This is a genomic window from Nostoc linckia z4 (assembly GCF_002608075.1).
GTDB classification, from domain to species: Bacteria; Cyanobacteriota; Cyanobacteriia; order Cyanobacteriales; family Nostocaceae; genus Nostoc; species Nostoc linckia.
In genome coordinates, this window is sequence record NZ_LAHA01000049.1 from 14208 (window position 1) to 35438 (window position 21231).

The window sequence follows — 21231 nt, forward strand, 5'->3', positions numbered from 1 at the left end:
GGCGAAGCCTCTCGTAGAGAAGCCTCTCGTAGAGAAGCCTCTCGTAGAGAAGGGTCGAACCATTAACCTTTTCCCCTTCCCCCCTATGAGCAAAAGTTACTTTTGCAAGAGGTCTATTGCCCTATATTGTGGAGACGATATAGGCTAGCGATCGCATCTATTAATTCCGCTGGCTCTACTGGTTTAGCTATATGCTTGTTGTATCCTGCTGCTAGTACTTGCTTGGCGTTCACTTCTCCAGCGTAGGCGGTAAGTGCGATGGCTGGAATTTGTCCTCCCTGTTGTGGGGTTAGTTTTCTCAACTCTCGCATAAACATACATCCATCTACGTCTGGCATTCCAATGTCGCTTAATAGCACATCTGGTAGAGATTGCTTGAGGGCGGCTAGTGCTTCATTTGCTGATGGCACAGCTGTGACGCTGGCCCCATATTCCTCTAGCAAAAAAACAATGAATTCTCGCGTATCGGCATCATCGTCTACTACTAAAATTGTGACATCATTTAAATTTGAGGATGGCTCGGAGAGGTTAATGTCTTGTTTGCTCTCTGGAGGTTGTTGAATTAGTGGTAGCCTGACAGTAAAAGTTGCACCACAATTCTCACCCGCACTTTGCACCTGCACTGTGCCGCCATGCAATTCTACTAAATGACGCACGATGGCTAATCCTAATCCCAATCCGCCAAATTTTCTAGTGGTGGTGCTGTTTTCTTGGCGAAAATATTCAAAAACATAGGGAAGAAAACTAGGCGCGATGCCTTTCCCTGTGTCGGTGACGGTGATTTGGGCATGGGGCATTGGGCATTGGGCATTGGGGATGGGAAGAGGACAAGGTAGACAAGGTAGCAATCTTTCTCCCCGAAGTTCTGATGGTCGGAAACCTCCGCTCAGACTTCTCTCCTTGTCTCCCTTGTCTCCCCCATCTCCCCCATCTCCCCATCTCCCCATCTCCCCATCTCCCCATCTCCCCATCTCCCCATCTCCCCATCCCCCCATCTCCCCATCTCCCCATCTCTCCACCTTTTCCAGTCGAATATCAACTCGTCCACCCTCTGGTGTAAATTTCACGGCGTTTGAAAGCAGATTCCAAATTACTTGCTGTAATCGACTGGAGTCGCCTAACACTGGTTCTAGATTTGGTTCTAGGTTGATGTGGATTTTAATGGATTTAGCTTCTGCTGACAGGCGTACTGTCTCCATTGCTGCGGAAATTACACCTACTAAATCAACTGGGAGGATATTTAAGCTGAGTTTACCTTGTAAAATTCGGGAAATATCCAACAAGTCTTCGATTAATTGAGCTTGTAATTGAGCGTTGCGTTCGATGGTTTTCAGGGCTTGAGGAATTGTTTTTTCATCTAGTTTTCTGGTTTGGAGTAACTTTGACCATCCGAGAATTGGGTTGAGTGGCGATCGCAATTCATGGGAAAGAACTGCTAAAAATTCGTCTTTGATGCGGTTGGCGTTTTCTGCTGCTTCCCGCGCAGTCTGTTCTATTTCGTATAAACGGGCACGTTCCATTGCTTGAGCGCATTGCTGTGCTAGTGCCAGCATGAAGGCGCGGTCATCTTGGCTCAATTGCTTATTTTCGGCAAAAGCTACGGTCATTCCGCCGATGGCACGTCCTTCAATGGTTAATGGAATGGATATCCAAGCTCCGTAATTATACTGGCTATATTCTTTGGCTAGATGTGAATAACGAGCTGCTCTTTCTGGTGTTGACTCTTGCCAAATAGGTTGTTTTGTGCGTACTGCTTCTGCCAGTGGCGCGGCTGTATTAATTGAGAATCGACGCCATGAGTTGACTAATTCTTCTTTATAACCAACTGCACGGATAATTTCTAGTTCTGTGCCGTTGTTAGTCACTAGTGCTACTAAAGCAGAACTGGCTCCTAAAGCTGCTATACCTTGCTCGACAATTACTTCAGCCACTTGTGCTGATGTTAAAGATTCAGAAAGGGCGGCGGTAATGGCTAACAAACGAGCAGTGCGAGATGCAGCTTGTTCGGCAACTTGTTGAGCTTGCTGTGTTTCTGTGTAAAGTCGGGCGTTATCAACTGCGATCGCTGCCCGCCGAGCTAATTCTTCAGCTAACATTAAGCTCTGACTATCGTAGCGGTGATTGGTACTAGATACTAAACTCAAAGCCCCTAATACTCGTCCCCTGACTACAAGCAACACGCACATTCCAGACTGGGGATTTAGCTGTTGCAAGATTTGGAAATGATTGGCATTTGAAGTTAGTGCTTGTATCTGTTCTGAGGCAATAAAATGAATAATTTGTGATTTGCCAGAGCGAATTACTTCCGCAACACCTTTTGCCTGTGCCAAATTAGGCGGATAATTTTGTAACTCTTCTACTAATTCTTGTTTTGCTGGGTCGGCATGGAAAGCTGCAACCCGACGCATTGATTTGTTTTCACAAATCATATCAATTACGCACCAATCAGCTATTTCAGGTACTACTAAACGCGCTAAGCTTGCTAAGGTTGTCTCATAATCCAATGATGCAGCCAAAATTTCGCTAGCTTCAGCTAAAAAGCGTTGTTTATCTTGCGCTTGTTTGCGTTCGGTGATTTCTTGACAAATTGCACCCACCCAAGTGATTTTGCTTGGTAGTGGAATTGGATAGTAATTTACTGACCAGTAGCGCTGCTTTCCTGGGGCTGCGGGTGTTTCTCCGCTAGTTTCTTGGGAAATAGATTCTCCAGTCTTCACCACATGACGAAAAGCTTCCGTAACTTCCTGGTGGACTCCTGGTAGCAATTCGGCAATTGTCTTACCAATATGCATGTCTTCGGGCAGACCGTTGATTTCAGCTAAAGCATGATTCAAGCGCACAAATCGCAATTTTTCATCCCATACGCCAATACCGATGGGGGCGTTAGTGAACAGCGTATCAAGCAGCACGTTAGCTTCCAGTAACCGATTTTGTTCTATTTCTAGCAGCGCCAGCAGTCGTTCCCGTTCTGTTTGTGCTTGCTTGCCTTCGGTAATGTCTACACACATGCCCACCCATTCAGTGATTTTCCCTGTTTCATTGACTATGGGCACACCACGTATAGCCATGTAACGGTATTCGCCGTCATGGCGTCGGAGGCGATATTCTGCAACAGCAACGCTGCATCCATAAAATGCTTGTCTCCACATTGCAGCCACCGATTTTCGGTCTTCTGGGTGCAATGCATCTACCCAACCCCAACCTTTGTATTGTTCGAGACTTTGACCAGTGAATGCTTGCCAGGTGGGAATTTCGTCAATTACATTACCCCAAGGTGCGGCACTCCAAATAATGGATGCGCTTGCTTGTGCAAGGGAACGATAGCGTGCTTCACTGCGACGCAGATTTTCTTCTACTTGTTGGCGATGGCGCAGTGCGGTTTGTTGTTCGGTCAAACACTGCTCTAAAGTTCCAAGTTGCTCCTCTGTGAAATTACTAGTTAAATTTTTTGTCTGTATAGAATTTGGCTGTGAAATTGCAACATTGGCAGTTTCCACAATTGGGTGATATTTTTCCTCTACTGCTTGCAATAATGATTTAGTTCGCTGCTGTTCCATGAATTGACCGATTTGCAGGGCGATGGCACTCATGGTCTGGAGTAAATCTGAGTCTGGCTGTAAAATTTGGTTGGTGAAGAATTTCATCGCCCCTAAAAGTTTATTACCCAGTACAATGGGCAATTCCATAGCGGCTGCAAACAAATTTTCATCTGAAGTTAGTTCGCAAATCCAAGCTGGTTGACTGGTTAACTTTTCTCCCAATGCCAGATTTGCAGGCTGGTTAAATACTTGGGTAACTTCTATGCTCAAATCAGATGAATGCCAACTACCGATGGGATGCAGAGTATTAATTTCTTCATCGACACTCCAAAAAATTCCCAGTTGCCATCCTAAAGTTTCGCACAGCGATCGCAAAAGCAAAGGAACAGCATTAGCAAGTACAGTAGCCTCAGCTAAAATCTGAGTGATTGTTTGGTGTGCAGACAAGAGCTGTTTGTGACGTTTTTGTTCGGTAATATCTGTAATTAATATTGATACGCCATTTTCCCCTGGATAAACGCAATATTCTAACCAACGATGCCATATCGGGTCTAAATACTCAAAATTTACTGTAATTTGTTGAGCAACAGCCCGATGCATCTCGGTGTAAAGTATGCTATTTACTGCCTGGGGATATAAATCCCAAATACTTTTACCCAAAAAATCTTCTTGATTGATTTGAGCTAGTTGAGCTAACTTATGATTCACATAGGTGTAGCGCCATTCACAATCTAATATGACAAAAGCATCACCGATCCTAGCTAAGATTTCTTCAACATTTTCAGGGATAGTTGCCCGAATTTCAGCAGTCACAGTTTCTGCTCCTCATTTTTGAATGTATTTGGCTAAAAGCACCTCATCAGTTCCTCTCCATCGGTTTATACTGTGAAACGAAACTCATAGCATCGTTATCAGCTTTACCAGTGAAAGTATAACGTTAAATAGATTGTTATATTTATATCAGACATAGGCGACGGGGAACGGGGAACAGGGTTAAGGGAATGGCAAATTAGACAATAAAGAATAAAAAACAGAGAAAGTATTAATAGCTCGCCTGTTGTCTATTCTCTGTTTCCTGTTCCCTAAAAATTATTTTTCCAAATTAAAATTTATTTTTGTATAATTTTGAGTGCCTCTATCTGGGGTTGTAGAGATTATCGAATAATCATAGTCTAATACATCCAGTATAGTCCAAACTATTTGGGCTAATAATAGAGTTATTTGAATGCAAAACATTAAAATATGAGAGTTTGGCTTGCTTGCTTTTTTGTACTGTTTGCGTTAGCGGAGTTTTTTGACTGGCTGCAAAAATTTAACTTGCCATTGCCTATTTATATTTTAGGCGGGGCTTTTTTAGCCGTTGCTTCTAACTATGACAAGATTGTTGGCTCCTATTTCACCGATGCCAGTATGGAAGCATCACTGGAACACCCGCAGTTAGATGCAACCACTTCATCTACTGAGCCTGTTTCCTTTGCTATTCCTAGTGTTGTGGAAAATACTCAATCAACAAAGGTGGATGAATAATTTAATGGGCATTGGGCATGGGGCATGGGGCATTGGGCATGGGGCATTGCAAATAAAAAATAATCAACTATTTATTTGGGGTGGGGGTCTTGCTGTTGGTGTCAAGGTCAGGACAAACAAGATGTCCAACCCACAATATTGGGTATTAGGTCTGGGTAGTGGCTTTTATTTGAGTTGCAATTGAGTTGTCAGGCGATGCAATTGAGTTGTCAGGCGATGCAATTGAGTTGTCAGGCGATGCAATTGAGTTGTCAGGCGATGCAATTGAGTTGTCAGGCGATGCAATTGAGTTGTCAGGCGATGCAATTGAGTTGTCAGGCGATGCAATTGAGTTGCAGCTAATCTGTTCCCTGCACCGCAAGTGGGGAAGGTAACTCCAAAAAATAAATGATTCTGCTTGGGGTCGTTGACCCTTTAACTTTGCTCAGGGTCAAGGCTTCGACTCTGCTCAGCCTTTACTGCTGACACTCAACAGTCAACAGTCTTCTGTGGAATATTTTTTTACTTGGAAGTCCCTAAAAATTTGACAAGCCAATGCCTCGAATTAGCAGGTAAATTGCTAGATTAAATTAGAGGAATCTACCTATTGAGGCTAGCGCCGCAACATTGTGATTAGTGGATTTTTAGAAAAACTCCGTGTACCGTTTGTCAAAGATCGAAATTCGCGTCAAACTTCCTTGGGCAATAGCTGGCTGCAAGTTATTTTGGTTAGCAGTGTAGCAGTCACCGGCTCGATTTGGGGAATTCGTGAACTCAACTGGTTGCAGCCTTGGGAATTAAGAGTGTACGATCAGATGTTGCGATCGCGTCCTCTAGAACCACCAGATGAACGAATTTTACTGGTAACCATCACTGATGCAGATCTCCAACCAGAAAAATGGAATCTGTCAGATACTAAAATTAATCAACTGTTACAAAAAATCAATTCTTATCAACCGCGTATTGTTGGTTTATATCTTTTTCCTCCACTAAATAAAAGTTTAGGCGCAAACAAACAAAATCAAAACAATATTATTAGTACTTGCTTGTTTAGCAGCGTTGGTAGAAATGAAATTCCACCACCGTTGAATTTTCCCATAGATTTTGTTGGCTTTAGCGATGTAGTTCCTGATAATGAAAATGACCAAATTCTGCGCCGGAGTTTGTTATTCGCCCATTCTACAGATGAAAAATGTACGACATCGTTTGCATTTGGGTCGCTACTTGCCATTAAGTATTTGGAACAACAAGGAATTGAATACGAATTCACAGAACAAGGAAATTTTCAGCTAGGTGAAGTTATCTTTCCGCGTCTCCAACCTAATTCTGGTAGTTATCAACATTTAGACGCCAATGGTTATCAAATACTATTAAATTATCGTCACCCAAATTACCTTGCCAAACAGGTGACATTAACAGAAGTTCTTAACAACAGCGTTAATCCCAGTTTATTTAAAAATCGTTTAGTAATTATTGGGACTACCTCAGTTAGCCAAAATTCAAGTAGCTTTTATACACCTTACAGCAGTTTACCAGATCAACCAGCGAGAATGCCTGCTGTATTTATTCACGCACAAATAGCGAGTCAATTAATTAGTACAGTATTGGATGGGCGGCCTTTAATTTGGTATTGGCCTGACTGGATAGAATTAATTTGGCTGTGGGGCTGGGCAGTTTTAGGTAGTACTTTAGCATGGTGGTTGCGAAATCCCTTACTTTTGTTAACAATGGGCGGGATAACCTTAGTTGTATTAGTGGGAATCTGCGTTATTTTGTTTCTTGAAGCCGGATGGATACCGTTAATTCCTTCTGCTTTGGCTTTAACGTTTAGTATTATCTGCGTTATGGCTTATACTAATTATGAAAATCAACGGCAGACTCAAATAATTATTCTGCAAGTTGAAAAACAACAAGAAGCCATCGCCCAATTAAATCTGATTTTAGAAGATAAAACAGCAATTCCAGATTCGCAACTTGATTTTCCTGAGGCCATTGATTCAACACAAAAAAAATCTGGTGATTTGCTGTTGGGTGGACGTTACCAAATTTCCAAAGTCTTGGGTGCAGGTGGATTTGGTCGTACTTATTTAGCCCAAGATACTCAACGACCGGGGAATCCCACTTGTGTTGTGAAAAAATTAATGCCAGCGCGCCAAGATAGCAGATTTTTACAAGTTGCTCGCAGATTATTTAATAGTGAAGCAGAAATTTTAGAAACTTTGGGCAAACATCATCAAATACCAGAATTACTTGCATATTTTGAAGATGACCAAGAATTTTATTTAATTCAAGAATATATTGAAGGACATACTTTAAGTGAAGAATTGCCACCTGCACATCACTTACAAAGCGAATCATTTGTGATTGCCATGCTCAAAGAAATCTTAGAAATTCTGACATTTGTTCATCAACATCGAGTGATTCATCGCGATATTAAACCGACTAATATTATTAGACGGGCTAAAGATAATCAATTAGTCTTAATTGACTTTGGGGCTGTGAAATTAATGCAGCCGCCTAGTAGCGAACAAACAGAATTAGCCACAGTGGCCATCGGAACGCGGGGTTATGCACCTCCAGAACAATTTGCAGGTCATCCCCGCTTGTGCAGTGATATTTATGCTTTGGGAATGATTGCCATTCAAGCCTTAACTGGCATACCACCACAGGAACTACATCCAGATCTAGAAACGGGTAATGTGATGTGGCGACAAACAGCACGAGTCAGCGAAGAATTAGCAGTAATTTTAGATAAAATGGTTTGCTATCATTTTAGCGATCGCTATCAATCAGCCGCCGCAGTTTTACAAGATTTAAAACGAATTTCAATTAATTGAATTGAGATATAGCGATTTACAGTTAAGTGAGGTGAAGATAATATTTTGAAACGCATACCGCCGTTAGGCGTTCCCGCAGGGTAGGGACGCAAAGTAAAGCGCTCCAGGTACGCAGAGATTTGTGCCTCAGTAGACTAGAAAACGCTATATTATTGAAGGTAAACATTATGAATCCAAATGCTACAGCCACGCAATACGATAAAATTGCTCAATGGTGGCAAATTGAGCATCAAGATTCGTTATATGGTATCGCGCAATTGGAGCGGGCTATCAAATTTACTTCTGGGCGACACTCAGCTATTGACATAGGATGTGGAAGCAGTGGACGTTTCATTAACGTCTTCACTAAATATGGATTTCAGGCTGAAGGACTTGATATTTCCACCGAAATGATCGATTTAGCCAAGTCTTTACATCCAGAAATTACATTTTACAATGAAGACATCTGCTATTGGATTCCTGCAAAACTTTACAGCTTCATTTCAGCTTGGGACAGCACTTTTCATTTACCGCTAAATATGCAAGAGCCTGTGATGAAAAAGCTGTGCGATGCTCTAGAACCCAATGGAGTACTTTTGTTCACCTGTGGCGGCGGACATACAAAAAGTGAGATTTCAGGTTCATTTCAAGATTTAAACTTTGACTATAGCACTTTAGGAGTAGATGCTTTCCTACAAATTTTGACCGAGCATCACTGCACATGTCGCCATCTGGAATATGACCAATATCCGGAAAATCATGTTTATATAATTGCTCAAAAGACTTAACATTGTTGCTAATTGAAAGTATGAATTAGTTTTTAGGACTTACGCACAAGTAATGAAATAAGAAACCGCAGAGAAAATTAGTTATGATTCCCACAGTCATTGCACCCCACCCCGAAGTTCGGGGAGGGGAGACAAAGCGTAGCTTTGGCTCTTTGGGGTTTTTTGCGTTTAATAAGTAATCAAGTGGACATGATATCAGGTCAATCTTCGACAGTTGTCTGAAAAATTTTCTACACTTAGAGTAGAAACACATCGTATCCTATTGTTAATCTACTTGTAAGCTATTGAGGAAACAAAGCGATGTTAAAAGTTTTTGCAGACAGGGGTGGTACATTTACAGATATTGTTGCTGTTACCAATAACCAAGCAATTATCGACAGACTTTCAAAACATTCCGGACGTTTTTTAATTGTTCCTCTGCCTCATCAACAATGGATTATAGTTTATAAATTACTTTCAGAAAATCCCGAACAATATCAAGATGCAGCTATTCAAGGCATTCGGGATATTATGGGTCTTTCTAGTAATGAAGCAATTCCTGGCGAAGCAATAGAAGTGATAAAAATGGGGACAACGGTAGCCACAAATGCACTGTTAGAAAGAAAAGGCGATAGAGTTGTGCTGCTAATTACTAAAGGTTTTAAAGATGCCCTGCGAATTGGCTACCAAAATCGTCCTCATATTTTTGCTCGTCATATTGTTTTACCAACCATGCTTTATGAGCAAGTAATAGAAATAGATGAACGCTATGATGCCAAAGGTAATGAATTAATTGCTGTAAATATCGAGCAAGTCAAAGGGGATTTGCAAGCAGTTTATCATACAGGAATTCGTAGTTGTGCCATTGTTTTGATGCATAGCGATCGCTATCCCCAACACGAACAACAAATAGCGACCATTGCCCAAGAAATTGGCTTTACTCAAATCTCTGTATCTCATCAAGTTAGTCCGTTAATGAAATTAGTTAGCAGAGGAGATACAACAGTAGTCGATGCTTATTTAACTCCTATTTTACGTCGCTACGTCAATCAAGTGGCGAGTGAATTGAAAATGGGGCATGGGGCATTGTGCATTGGGGATGGGGCACAAGGTAGCACCTCATCTTTCATCAAACTAATGTTTATGAAATCCGATGGCGGTTTAGTTGCAGCTGAACAATTTCAAGGAAAAGATAGTATTTTAAGCGGCCCAGCCGGGGGTATTGTTGGTGCAGTTCAAACTAGTAAAAGGGCAGGTTTTGAGTTAGTAATTACCTTTGATATGGGAGGAACCAGTACAGATGTTGCTCATTTTAAAGGAGAGTATGAACGAGAATTAGAATCAGAAATTGCTGGCGCACGAATGCGAGTTCCGGTATTAGCAATTAATACTATTGCGGCTGGTGGCGGTTCGATTTTGTTTTTTGATGGTTCTAGTTATCGTGTCGGCCCTAAATCTGCTGGTTCAATTCCCGGCCCTGCTTGTTATCGTCGTGGCGGGCCATTGGCGGTGACTGATGCTAATGTAATGTTAGGTAAAATTCACCCGCAATATTTTCCTTCAGTTTTTGGAATTGATGGGAATTTACCTTTAGATAAAGATATTGTGATTGAGAAATTTACACAATTAACCCAAGAGATTGCAACTACTACAGGAAATCATTGTACACCAGAACAAGTAGCGGCTGGATTTATGGCGATCGCTGTGGAAAATATGGCGAACGCAATTAAAAAAATCAGCCTACAACGTGGTTATGATGTTACGCAATATGTGTTGTGTTGTTTTGGTGGTGCAGGCGGGCAAGTTGCTTGTTTAATTGCCGATACCTTGGGCATGAAAAAGATATTTCTTCACCCTTACGCTGGAGTTCTCTCGGCTTATGGCATGGGATTAGCTGATGTGCGGGCAATTAGAGAAGCAGGAGTCGAACAACCTTTAACTCCAGCATTAATTCCTCAATTACAACACTTAATAGAATATTTAGAAACCCAAGCTAGAAGTGAAATCAATGAAGCACGCACTCAAGTAGAATTAGTGCGAAAAGTTAACTTAAAATATGAAGGCACTAACTCAATTTTAATAGTTAATTTTGCCGATGAAGTGGCAGCAATGCGACAAGAATTTGAAACAGAACATAAATCGCGCTATGGTTTCATTCAATTAGAGAAAACCTTAATTGTCGAATCTGTTTCTGTAGAAGTAATTCAGAAGATGGATACACCAGAAGAACCTTTAATTAATCGTACTCGTTCTTTAGATGAAGCCCCCAAACCTGTTGAAACAGTCCGGATGTTTACTGCTAATAAATGGCACAATACACCGATTTATCGACGAGAAGATTTACAACCAAAAGATAGAATTACTGGAACTGCAATTATTGTCGAAAAAATTAGCACAATTGTAGTTGAACCCAATTGGCAAGCAATCTTAACTGAACGTAATCATTTAATATTGCAACGTGTTGCATAGAAATTTTAATTCAATTTCATCAACCAAACATGGAATTAATAGAAACACACCGATTGAAAGGTGAAAGAATATGCGAATTTCATTGGAACTTAATTACTCAAAATTTTTTGTACTGAAGTAGTCATAGCTATTCGCGTCAGTTAGCATCACAGCATTAATATTTTAGCTGACATCAGGTTGTGAGGGGAAAATAAGACTTAGAATCAGCTTATGTTAGTATTGGTAACAATGAAGTTGATGTCTGCGGTAAAGTTTCCGCAATATCTCATGCTAATTCAAGTTTTGTATGTAGAGAGCCAAGTAGCTCTGCTGAAGGAGGATGGCTGGTGTTAATATTTCCAGCCAGGAACGGTTAGACGTTGAGGCTACGCTAACTGAAATTAAAAGGCTCCAATTTGACCGCGCACATCGTGACGCCTCTGGATTGTTTTACATCGAGGGTGTGCGTAACTTTGTAAAGGTGATTGACAACGGTTTTGATATTGCGGCGATCGCATTTAGTGAGAAACTGCTAACAGCACCTCTAGCAAGGAAGTTAGTTAGGCAATCTCGGCGTTCTGGTATTCCTTGCATTAACCTGACACCCGAACAATTTCGACGTGTTTCCCAAAGCGAACGTGCTTCTGGTGTCGGTGCAATAGTTCGTCAGCGTTGGTTCAAGTTGCGTGATATCTCACCACAACCTGATTTATGCTGGGTGGCTGTTGAAACTGTCCGCTCGCCAGGAAACCTCGGAACCTTGATTCGTACATCAGAAGCTGTTGGTGGTGCTGGGTTTATTTTTATCAAAGAGAGTGTAGATCCCTTTGCTCCTGATGTTGTCCGCGCATCTATGGGTTCGCTTTTTAACCAGAAGTTTGTACGCACAAGCTTCTCTGCACTCGGTCATTGGGTACGCAAACACTCTTGTCCTGTCATTGGTGCTTCACCAGATGGAATGGCTGAATTTCATCAGTTTAACTATCCTAATTCTACTCTTCTTTTCCTCGGCGAAGAGCGCCAAGGCCTAACGCCAGAACAGCGAAACTTATGCCAGCATCTCGTTCGCATTCCGATGGTAGGTGCAGTTGACTCCCTAAATCTTGCTGTAGCAGGTAGCCTCTTAATGTATGAGGTTTATAGGTCAAGAACATAATGTGTTGAGTAAAACCCAACATTAATTCATTTTTTTGTTGGGTTGCACTTTCCTTAATGCAACTTACATCAGCAAATGTTAACTAATTCATTGAATTTAAACAAACAGGAGTCGAAAATGTACGCAACAACTCAACCCGACCCAGTTCGTCTAGAAATATTCAAAAATCTTTATCAATTTATTGCCGAACAAATGGGAATTGTTCTGCAAAACACAGCAACATCTGTGAATATCAAAGAAAGATTAGATTTCTCCTGCGCTATCTTTGACTCTTCTGGATTATTAGTAGCAAATGCCCCCCATATTCCCGTACATTTAGGGTCAATGAGTGAAAGTGTCCGCAGTTTAATTAACGATAAAGGCGACACTATAAAACCAGGAAATGTCTATTTATCTAATAACCCATATAACGGCGGTACACATCTTCCTGATGTAACTGCAATTACCCCTGTATTTTTGGGGAGTGAGGGAGACAAGGGAGAGGAGGGAGCTTTTGAGGCAGGGGTAACCAATGCCCAATGCCCCATGCCCAATGCCCCATGCCCAATGCCCATTTTTTTTGTTGCTTCTCGCGGACACCAAGCTGATATTGGCGGAATTACTCCCGGTTCTATGCCTCCCCATAGTACTACAGTGGAAGAAGAAGGAATTCTTTTTGATAATTTTCTTTTAGTTGAAGAGGGAAATTTTCAAGAAATTGCTCTGAGACATCACCTTTTAAATCATACTTATCCGGCTCGTAACCCCGACCAAAATTTAGCTGATTTTAAAGCCCAAATTGCAGCAAATGAAAGGGGAGTTCAAGAACTACGGAAAATGGTTTGGCAATATGGACTTGATATTGTTCAAGCTTATATGAAATTTGTGCAAGCTAATGCAGAGGAGGCGGTGAGAAGGGCGATCGCTGTTCTCAAGGATGGTTCCTTTGTTTATAAAATGGACAATGGCGCACAAATTCAAGTGCAAGTGACAATTCACCCAGAAAGCCGCAGGGCTACTATTGATTTTACTGGAACTTCTCGGCAATTAAATAGTAATTTCAATGCTCCAAAAGCTGTAACTCAAGCAGCAGTTTTATATGTTTTTCGGACTTTAGTTGATGATAATATTCCCCTCAATGCTGGGTGTCTGAATCCTCTAGAAATTATTATTCCAGAGGGCTGTATGCTCAACCCCACTTATCCAGCTGCGGTGGTTGCAGGTAATGTAGAAACTTCTCAAACCATTGTTGATGCTTTATATGGTGCTTTGGGTGTAATGGCAGCTTCTCAAGGAACGATGAATAATTTTACTTTTGGTAACGAAAAATATCAATATTATGAAACTATTTGCGGTGGTTCTGGTGCAGGAATTAATTTTGATGGAACTGATGGCGTTCATTCCCACATGACTAACTCACGCTTGACCGATCCAGAAGTTTTAGAAACGCGTTATCCTGTACTTTTAGAAAGTTTTAGTATTCGTGCTGATAGTGGTGGAAAAGGCCAATATTCTGGGGGAAATGGAGTTGTTCGTCGCATCAGATTTTTAGAACCAATGACGGCGAATATTCTCTCTGGACATCGACTGGTTGCAACCTTTGGATTAAATGGCGCAGAAGCAGGAAAAGTTGGACACAATTGGATACAACGTCAAGATGGAAGTGAAGAAACTTTAGATAGTACTGCAACGGTGGAAATGAATGTCGGAGATGTTTTTGTAATAGAAACTCCTGGGGGAGGTGGATTTGGTCACCCACAGGCGCAGAAAGGAATATGAGTTGGGCAGTTGCGAGTATGAACTTCCCTTGTGCCCTGGGAAAAGGTTAAGGTATAAAGAGTAAAGGATGTATTTAAAACCTTTCCCCCTTCCCCCTTCCCCTTTCCCCCTTCCCCCTTCCCCTTTCCCCCTTCCCCTTATTACATTAAGGGCTGGGGTGCAAGCTTATCAATCAAGCAGCTGCACTCAAAACTGCGTTGTCGGTTAATTTACCGTCTTCCATTTTGACAATGCGATCGGCAACGTCTAAAATTCGATTGTCGTGGGTGACGAGTAGAATTGTGCAACCTTGTTCTTTGGCTAATGTCTGCATTAGGTTGACTACATCTCGCCCAGATTTGCTATCTAAGGCTGCGGTTGGTTCGTCGGCTAAAACGATTTTAGGACGGTTCACTAGGGCACGAGCGATCGCCACTCTTTGTTTCTGTCCACCTGACAAGTCATCGGGATAATAGTTAAGACGATGCCCTAAACCAACGTGTTCTAACATTTGGGCAGAACGTTCTTGCATTTCTTTTAATGATAAATGCTTGTGTAGTTCTAAACCCATCTTAACGTTTTGTAAAGCAGTTAAACTGTTATGTAAATTGTGTGCTTGAAAAATATAACCATTGTTGCGTCGTGCTATGGTTAATTCTTCTGCACTTGCACCACAAAGTTCTCTTTCTAAGACTTTCAAACTACCAGATTGAGCAGAACGCAGTCCACCAATCAAAGTCAATAACGTGGTTTTACCAGAACCAGAAGGCCCGGTCATAATGACAATTTCACCAGAATTTATTTCTAGGTTAATGTCAAATAAAACTTGTTTTTTTAATTGCCCCTGACCAAAATAGTGGTTGAGATTATTGATACAAATTACTGGTTTATGATTCATAAAATTCCCCTTTACAATGTGCTATTTACTAATGCCCAATGCCCAAATTTCAAAACATATCAGCAGGGTCAGCAGATTGCAGCTTGCGAGTGGCGATCGCTCCCGAAATTCCACACATAATAATCGTTAAAATTAGAACGAGTGTTGCTCTTGATGCTGTCATTAAAATAGGTAGCGCAGTGGCTTTTGCTGCTAAATTATAAAGTCCAATTGGTAAAATGAAACCAGGAATAAAACCAAAAAGCGCCAAAATGATTGCTTCTTCAAACACTACCGCCAGTAGGTATTGATTCCGGTATCCCATTGCTTTAAAAGTTGCATATTCTTTGAGGTGAGTGTTGACATCAGTTGAAAGTACCTGATAAACAATGACAACACCCACTACAAATGCCATCGCTGTTCCTAATCCAAAAATGAATCCAATGGGGCTTTCTTTTTGCCAGTAGCTCTGCTCAAATTCGATGTATTCTTGTTTAGTAAGTACTCTGACATCATTGGGCAGATGAGAATCTAAGGCAGTAGCAACTTGCTTAGGATCGTAACCTGGTTGGAGAGTAATTAATCCCAAGTTGATGCTAGCAGCTTCTCGTCGAGGAAAGAAATGTAAGAAAGTTTGGTCGCTACCAATCAAAATTCCATCCGCACCAAAGGATGCTCCCAATGTAAATAATCCACTTATAGTAACGGTACGGCGCTCAATTTCAGTGCTAACAATTTTTCCTTGTTCAACTTGAGCAATGGCATCTTTATAACTTCCTCTAGAATTGCGATCGAATAATACCCGATCTGGCAATTTGATTTTGTTTAATTGCTGATTGACTTCTGGTAAATTTAAAGCTGGTTGTTCCGGCTCAAATCCAATCACTTGCATAGATGTATCTTTGCGAGTTTCGGGATGCTTCCAAGTAATAGTATTGGAATAAAACGCTTGTGCTGATTTAACTCCCGAAATATCCTTGGCTTGATACAAACGTCGCCGTGAAAACGTGCCTAAATTTTGTGTGTTCCGCGCTTGGGGACTAACTAATACAATATCTGCATTGAGAGTGCGGCTCAGTTTGGTGTTGCTATCATACAATGCACTTTGGAAACCAAGCTGCATAAACATCAAGACATCAGCAAAGGCAATGCCTGATAATGCTACTAAAAGGCGGCCTTTTTCTTTACTTAGTTGCAGCCATCCAAGGGATGTTCGGCGTTGGAGTTGATGTATAAATCCAATCATAATAATTCGTAATGGGCTAATGCCCCGCTCCGCTAACGTAATTCGTAATTAAGATAGATTTTGGGAGTTGCTGAATCGGAGTCTAGATTTTGTATTTTTTTAAGGAACCGCAGAGGCGCAGAGAACACAGAGAGAAGAGAGAAATGCTTAACTCAACTGTATTGGATAAAAAATATTATTTTTCAATTTCTGCTGTAATTTGCAAATTGGTAAACTTAGCAGCTTTTTGACTTGATGCCGCATCTAAAGCCACATGCACCTCAATTACTCTGGCATCAATATTGGTACTAGGATCGGTATTAACAATGGTTTGGCGTTTCACCTGAGAACCAATACGTTCAACTTTTCCCAGCAATTCCCCAGGAATCGAATCGCTAGTTACTCGCACCTTTTGTCCAATTTTTACGTCACTAATGTCGCTTTGATAAACCTCGGCAACTGCATACATGCGTTGAGTCTGACCAATTTCCACAATCCCATCATTACCAACGACTTCTCCGGCGCGGGTATGAATTTCTAGAATTTCACCATTAATGGGCGATCGCACTGAGGCTTGATTAAGTTCCGCCTCGGCTTGTTTCATGGCTGCAATGGCGCGATCGATTTCTACTTGGTTCTGTTTTACATCCACTGGGCGCACCTCTGCAATCCGGTCTAGATTGGCTTTGGCTTGATTGAGTTGCGCTGGACTGGTGGATTGAATCCGCGCTAATACTGCTTTGGCTTCTTGCAAATTCTTTTGGGCAGTTTCTAGAGTTAACTGTCTGGTATCTCTATCGGCTGCGGAGATTGCACCCTCTTGATACAACGATTGATAGCGGTTGTATTGTGTCTGTGCATTTGTCAATTCTGATGTTAACCGAGCTACTGTTGCCACTTGAGCATCAATGTCTCCTTGTCGTTGTGCTTCTAAACGCTCAATTTCGGCACGTTGAGCGTTGATTTCTCCGGTTTTAGCTCCAGCTTTGGTAATCGCAAGTTTCCCTTGGGCAACTTTTACATCTTCCTGCGCTTGCTGATATGCTGCTAAAAGACGATCGCGGTTATCTAAAATTGCAATTACTTGCCCTGCCTTGACGCGATCGCCTTCCTTGACTAACAATTTTTCCACTCTATTACCGTTGTTAGCTGTAGGTGCTGATAAGTTAATTGTTTCTCCTTGAGGTTCCAATCGCCCTAATGCTGTTACTGTGGTGATTTCCGGTGAAGCAATGGCTGGACTGGGATTTTGTACCTGTTGATTTGATGGCGATCGCGACAGTACGTAAGCAGAAGTTCCACCCACAATAATTAACGCAGCAGCAATTCCAAACCATTGACGAGATTTTGCAGAGGTGACGCTACCCGGTAAGTTTTGCAGCATGAGCAAGCTCCTAGTTAGATTTGATAGCTAGACAAAACCGTTTCGTTTCGTGTACATTCTCAAACTAAACGAAACTGTTTCGTCTTGTCAAGTGTATGCTGGAAATATATGTGAATGAGTTCGCTAGTTTATTTATAAAATCAAGATATGAGCAAATCTAAGAGTATTGAGCGGGATTTATCTCCCGAAAAGACTGAAATGATTCTGGATGGGGCAATGCAAGAGTTCCTAGAAAACGGCTATGCAGCTGCCAGAATAGATAAAATTGCAGTAGCGGCGGGTGTTTCCAAAGCAACTATATACAGGCGTTATCCCGATAAAGAAAGCTTGTTTACAGCATTAATGCAGCAATTAGCTTGCAAAAAAGAACTTTTTAATTCAGCACAAATCCAATCTGCCCAAGGCGATCCCGCTTCTTTGCTGAGATCCTTTGCCAATAGGATGTTGGAGCATATTGCAGACGATCCACAAGCTTTGACATTTTTTAGGATTATTATTGGTGAGTCAGGGAGATTTCCAGAATTAGCGCGAGCATTTGTCAAGAACATTGAAAAACCGATGCTAGAATCACTTACGCAATATCTAGCTTCTTACCCAGAACTAGGGCTTCCCGATGCTGAAGTTACAGCGCGGGCTTTTGTTGGCACACTCGTTCATTTTGTGCTTTTGCGAGATATTATGCAAAGTGGCGATATCGTGCCGATGGAACGCGATCGCCTGTTGGATAATTTGGTTAAATTAATTATTAGATGAGGAATCAGAATTGAGAATTCAGAATTCAGAATTCAGAATTCAGAATTTAGAAGACTTTGATACGAAACCGATATTCCCAGCAGCCCCTTCTACTGGCTTAAATGAGTAATTTAATTATGTAGACAACATGCCTGGATTTTGGAATCCGTAATGTCTTCAAACATAATTGTCCTACTCCCTGCTTTGCCTAAGTTCCTATTCCTGAATTCTAAATTCTGATTCCTGAATTCTAAATTCTGATTCCTGAATTCTGAATTCTGATTCCTGAATTCTGAATTCTGAATTCTGATTCCTAAATTCTGATTCCTGAATTCTTTGAATTTGCTTCGGAGCTTTAATTTCAGTAAATAACTGAATTGCTTGATGAAAACTCATGTAACTTTCATCAGGCTTTGTCATTTTTTGATAAGTTAAACCCAATTGAAAATAAGCTTCAGCCAAGTCACATTTAGCACCGATTTTTTCCAAAAGTTCGATTGCTTCTGTATGATTAGCAAGAGCTAAATCAAAATCTGCTTGGTGTCGGTGGATTTCTGCTAAACCATTAAGTGTTTTGGCTTTTACCTGCATATAGTGGCTTTCTTCAGCAAAAGTCAAAGCTTGGTTAAACATTTGATTTGCTTGGTCAAATTCTCCTAAATTAACGTAGGTTTGACCTAAAATTTGGATGAAATAAGCAAACCTTCCAGTCTGTTCTACTAATTTGGTATTTGTGAGATTTTGATAAGCTACATCTGCTAACTGATATGAACCATCGCGCAAACCTAAATAAGAATATACCAAAGCTAAGCACACCGAAGCTTTTTCTGCCCAGCGATGATGCTTGGTATTTTGGGCGAGGTAAATTACTTGTTGAAATAACTTTGTTGCTGCTTCTAATTCCCACAAATCTATTTGATAAAGACCAATACTTAACAAAGAATCTACCTCCAGCATCCTGAGATAGTAAACTGTGTGTTTATTTTCTACTTGAGGCACTAGTGATTTGAGTGCTTGAGTTGCCAAAGTAATGGTCTTTTCTTGACAGGCGATCGCTTGACTAATTTTACCTGTTATCCAGTAGAAATCGCCTAATATATTATAAAGTTCGCTGAGATTTTGGTGATTTTCCAAATTGTTAACAACTTGATTGATGGCCGTTAGTATAGGTTGAATTAAACCCATCCGATACAGGGTACTACCAAGAGGTAAAAACTGCTGCCATTGATTATTTCGGCTTTTGAGAATTATTTTCCCTGCCAACTCAAATTCTTGAATTTCGATGTAGTGATAATATGCTTCTAAAGCTTGCAGAGCATCTTTAAAACTTTCAATTTTTTTAACGCTAGCCGTCCAAAATTCAGCAGCTTTGTGATTAGCGATTTCCCATTCATCGCTGGGGCGCAAACGAGCGATCGCTTCTTGGCGAATCACTGGATGCAGCCAATATTTACCTTTATCGCACTCTATTAAAGACCGATTTCTTAAGGAAGTAATAATTTGACGATGTTGTTCTGGTGGAACATCCCAAAGTAAACAAAATAAACCTGGAGATGGAATACTGGGTATATCTTGATAGCGATAACAGCCCAAACGACAAAGCAAGTGATAAGCTTGGGGATCGAGATTTTGTAAACGATTAATTTGACTAACTGCTAAATTTTTTAAATCGGTGGCAGCGAGGGGATCGGCGTGATTTTCTTGCCAATAAACAGCCATATCGCCATCAAAATCCTCTTGAATTGAACCACAGAGAATTCCCATTGCTTTGGCGTTTCCGCCATAGGTACGATGCATGATTTCTAAAGTTGGCGAGTCGCTGACTAATCCACGGCTGCTAAAAAATTGTTGCCATGTGCTTTTATCCAAACCGGGAAGCCTGTAGTGATTTACATTTAGTCCAGGTTCGCAAAAGCGATCGCGGCTAGTAATTAGAGTTACAGATTGCACCCTAACATCCGCCAAAACCCGCAATAACTCTACATAGTTACGGTGGGAAGCAATCAAGCCTCCTTGTCGATCTAATGCAGGTTCGAGATTGTCAATTAACACCCCAATCCGCCGATTATGAAGTTGGCGCTTGAGTCGTGTTAAAGTTACCCCAAATTCTACCCCAGGTTCTTCAGCAAAATCTTGTTTGAGCCATTCCTCCACAACTCGTTCGGCGGGAGTGATGTTTTGCGTTTCCTTAGCCATCAGCAATTCTAAAACCAACTCAAAATTCTGAGTTTGGAGATATTGCTGCGCCAGAGTAGTTTTGCCTAAACCGCCTTCACCTTGAATGACAATAACTTTAGCGCCTTGATTTACCAAAGCATTCAGGTGAGCGATCGCTTCTGTTCGTCCAATAAAATTGCTATTCTCTATTATTTTTGGGGCGGCATGTGGCACTCTAGTACTCTGCAAACCCGAAAATGGTGGGTGAGGGCTGGGGAAAGGGCAAGGGGTAAAGGGTAAGGGATTTAAAACCTTTTCCCTTTCCCCTTTCCCCTTTCCCCCGCTCAGTCCATTTGGCGGACTACTAGTACTCTGCAAACCCGAAAATACTGGGTGAGGGCTGGGGAAAGGGCAAGGGGAAAAGGGTAAGGGATTTAAAACCTTTTCCCTTTCCCCTTTCCCCTTTCCCCCGCTCAGTCCATTTGGCGGACTACCAGAGCAATCAATTAAATTGGATATTGTATTACTTTTTCTCAGAACCCGTTCTAAAGCAGCACGACAATTACTTTTAGTAATTTTCTGGCACAGTACCAAAGATAGCAACTTCCATAACTTAGAACCAGCATCCTTAGCATGTCCTTCCGTACAACCGTAAGAACGAGCGATATCTAAGTATTTCCTACCCAACCAAACTTGCCCAAGAATTACTTTTTGCAAATCACTCAACTGTTCCCCGGTTTGAGCAGGAACTATGGTGTCTAACCATGCTAATGCTGCTTGGGCGTCCATTTGTAACAACTAGGATAGTTCAGACTTTGTATAGACAACTATAAATTACTCTACAGTTATGCTTTTCAAATTTCGGATAAGATTTGGTAAATCCGACT

At 41.3% G+C, this 21231-nt stretch carries 13 protein-coding genes; 7 read left to right on the forward strand and 6 right to left on the reverse strand.

The features are described 5' to 3' along the window. Positions 1 to 113 precede the first annotated feature (113 nt). Positions 114 to 4352 (reverse strand): PAS domain-containing protein, encoded by a 4239-nt coding sequence (locus VF06_RS28570; protein WP_099076700.1) that lies wholly within the window; start codon positions 4350 to 4352, stop codon positions 114 to 116. A 429-nt stretch (positions 4353 to 4781) separates the two neighbouring features. Between VF06_RS28570 and VF06_RS28575 the strand changes: the two genes are divergently transcribed. Next, entirely contained in the window at positions 4782 to 5066 is a 285-nt protein-coding gene (locus VF06_RS28575; protein ID WP_099072454.1) for a hypothetical protein, read from the forward strand. Positions 5067 to 5231: 165 nt separating this feature from the next. Here VF06_RS28575 and VF06_RS41385 read toward each other — a convergent pair whose 3' ends face one another. Beyond that, positions 5232 to 5393: a hypothetical protein gene (locus tag VF06_RS41385; RefSeq protein WP_180267642.1), complete on the reverse strand. Its 162-nt coding sequence runs from the start codon at positions 5391 to 5393 to the stop codon at positions 5232 to 5234. Positions 5394 to 5674: 281 nt separating this feature from the next. On the opposite strand from VF06_RS41385, the gene VF06_RS28590 reads away from it, so the two are divergent. The 5 genes from VF06_RS28590 to VF06_RS28610 all read left to right on the forward strand — a co-directional run bounded on the left by VF06_RS28590 (position 5675) and on the right by VF06_RS28610 (position 13990). Beyond that, on the forward strand, positions 5675 to 7882 hold the full coding sequence (locus tag VF06_RS28590) for a CHASE2 domain-containing protein (RefSeq protein ID WP_099072451.1): 2208 nt from the start codon (positions 5675 to 5677) through the stop codon (positions 7880 to 7882). Between the two features lie 167 nt (positions 7883 to 8049). Beyond that, positions 8050 to 8649: a class I SAM-dependent methyltransferase gene (locus tag VF06_RS28595; RefSeq protein ID WP_099072450.1), complete on the forward strand. Its 600-nt coding sequence runs from the start codon at positions 8050 to 8052 to the stop codon at positions 8647 to 8649. 300 nt (positions 8650 to 8949) lie between these two features. Next, positions 8950 to 11097, forward strand: coding sequence for a hydantoinase/oxoprolinase family protein (locus VF06_RS28600; protein WP_099072449.1), 2148 nt, complete (start codon positions 8950 to 8952; stop codon positions 11095 to 11097). A gap of 319 nt (positions 11098 to 11416) precedes the next feature. Next, complete coding sequence (locus VF06_RS28605) at positions 11417 to 12232, forward strand: TrmH family RNA methyltransferase (RefSeq protein ID WP_099072448.1); 816 nt, start codon at positions 11417 to 11419, stop codon at positions 12230 to 12232. Positions 12233 to 12349: 117 nt separating this feature from the next. After that, a complete protein-coding gene (locus VF06_RS28610; protein WP_099072447.1) occupies positions 12350 to 13990 on the forward strand; it encodes a hydantoinase B/oxoprolinase family protein in 1641 nt (546 codons plus the stop codon). 172 nt (positions 13991 to 14162) lie between these two features. Here VF06_RS28610 and VF06_RS28615 read toward each other — a convergent pair whose 3' ends face one another. From VF06_RS28615 to VF06_RS28625, 3 genes are all read right to left on the reverse strand, one after another. Further along, entirely contained in the window at positions 14163 to 14867 is a 705-nt protein-coding gene (locus VF06_RS28615; protein WP_099071350.1) for a DevA family ABC transporter ATP-binding protein, read from the reverse strand. 49 nt (positions 14868 to 14916) lie between these two features. Next, positions 14917 to 16092: an ABC transporter permease DevC gene (gene devC, locus VF06_RS28620; RefSeq protein WP_099071351.1), complete on the reverse strand. Its 1176-nt coding sequence runs from the start codon at positions 16090 to 16092 to the stop codon at positions 14917 to 14919. Between the two features lie 175 nt (positions 16093 to 16267). Continuing rightward, positions 16268 to 17455, reverse strand: a complete 1188-nt coding sequence (locus VF06_RS28625; protein WP_099071352.1) for an ABC exporter membrane fusion protein — start codon at positions 17453 to 17455, stop codon at positions 16268 to 16270. 147 nt (positions 17456 to 17602) lie between these two features. Here VF06_RS28625 and VF06_RS28630 point away from each other — a divergent pair, with 147 nt between their 5' ends. After that, positions 17603 to 18208: a TetR/AcrR family transcriptional regulator gene (locus tag VF06_RS28630; RefSeq protein ID WP_099071353.1), complete on the forward strand. Its 606-nt coding sequence runs from the start codon at positions 17603 to 17605 to the stop codon at positions 18206 to 18208. Between the two features lie 195 nt (positions 18209 to 18403). Here VF06_RS28630 and VF06_RS28635 read toward each other — a convergent pair whose 3' ends face one another. After that, positions 18404 to 21133 (reverse strand): tetratricopeptide repeat protein, encoded by a 2730-nt coding sequence (locus VF06_RS28635; protein ID WP_244918221.1) that lies wholly within the window; start codon positions 21131 to 21133, stop codon positions 18404 to 18406. Between the last annotated feature and the right edge of the window lie 98 nt (positions 21134 to 21231).

Bases quoted from the DNA above. Each gene is read 5' to 3' on its own strand.
- VF06_RS28575 (WP_099072454.1), top strand. From the start codon at position 4,782: ATGAGAGTTTGGCTTGCTTGCTTTTTTGTACTGTTTGCGTTAGCGGAG.
- VF06_RS28595 (WP_099072450.1), top strand. From the start codon at position 8,050: ATGAATCCAAATGCTACAGCCACGCAATACGATAAAATTGCTCAATGG.
- VF06_RS28600 (WP_099072449.1), top strand. From the start codon at position 8,950: ATGTTAAAAGTTTTTGCAGACAGGGGTGGTACATTTACAGATATTGTT.
- VF06_RS28605 (WP_099072448.1), top strand. From the start codon at position 11,417: ATGGCTGGTGTTAATATTTCCAGCCAGGAACGGTTAGACGTTGAGGCT.
- VF06_RS28610 (WP_099072447.1), top strand. From the start codon at position 12,350: ATGTACGCAACAACTCAACCCGACCCAGTTCGTCTAGAAATATTCAAA.
- VF06_RS28615 (WP_099071350.1), bottom strand. From the start codon at position 14,867: ATGAATCATAAACCAGTAATTTGTATCAATAATCTCAACCACTATTTT.
- devC (WP_099071351.1), bottom strand. From the start codon at position 16,092: ATGATTGGATTTATACATCAACTCCAACGCCGAACATCCCTTGGATGG.
- VF06_RS28625 (WP_099071352.1), bottom strand. From the start codon at position 17,455: ATGCTGCAAAACTTACCGGGTAGCGTCACCTCTGCAAAATCTCGTCAA.
- VF06_RS28630 (WP_099071353.1), top strand. From the start codon at position 17,603: ATGAGCAAATCTAAGAGTATTGAGCGGGATTTATCTCCCGAAAAGACT.
- VF06_RS28635 (WP_244918221.1), bottom strand. From the start codon at position 21,133: ATGGACGCCCAAGCAGCATTAGCATGGTTAGACACCATAGTTCCTGCT.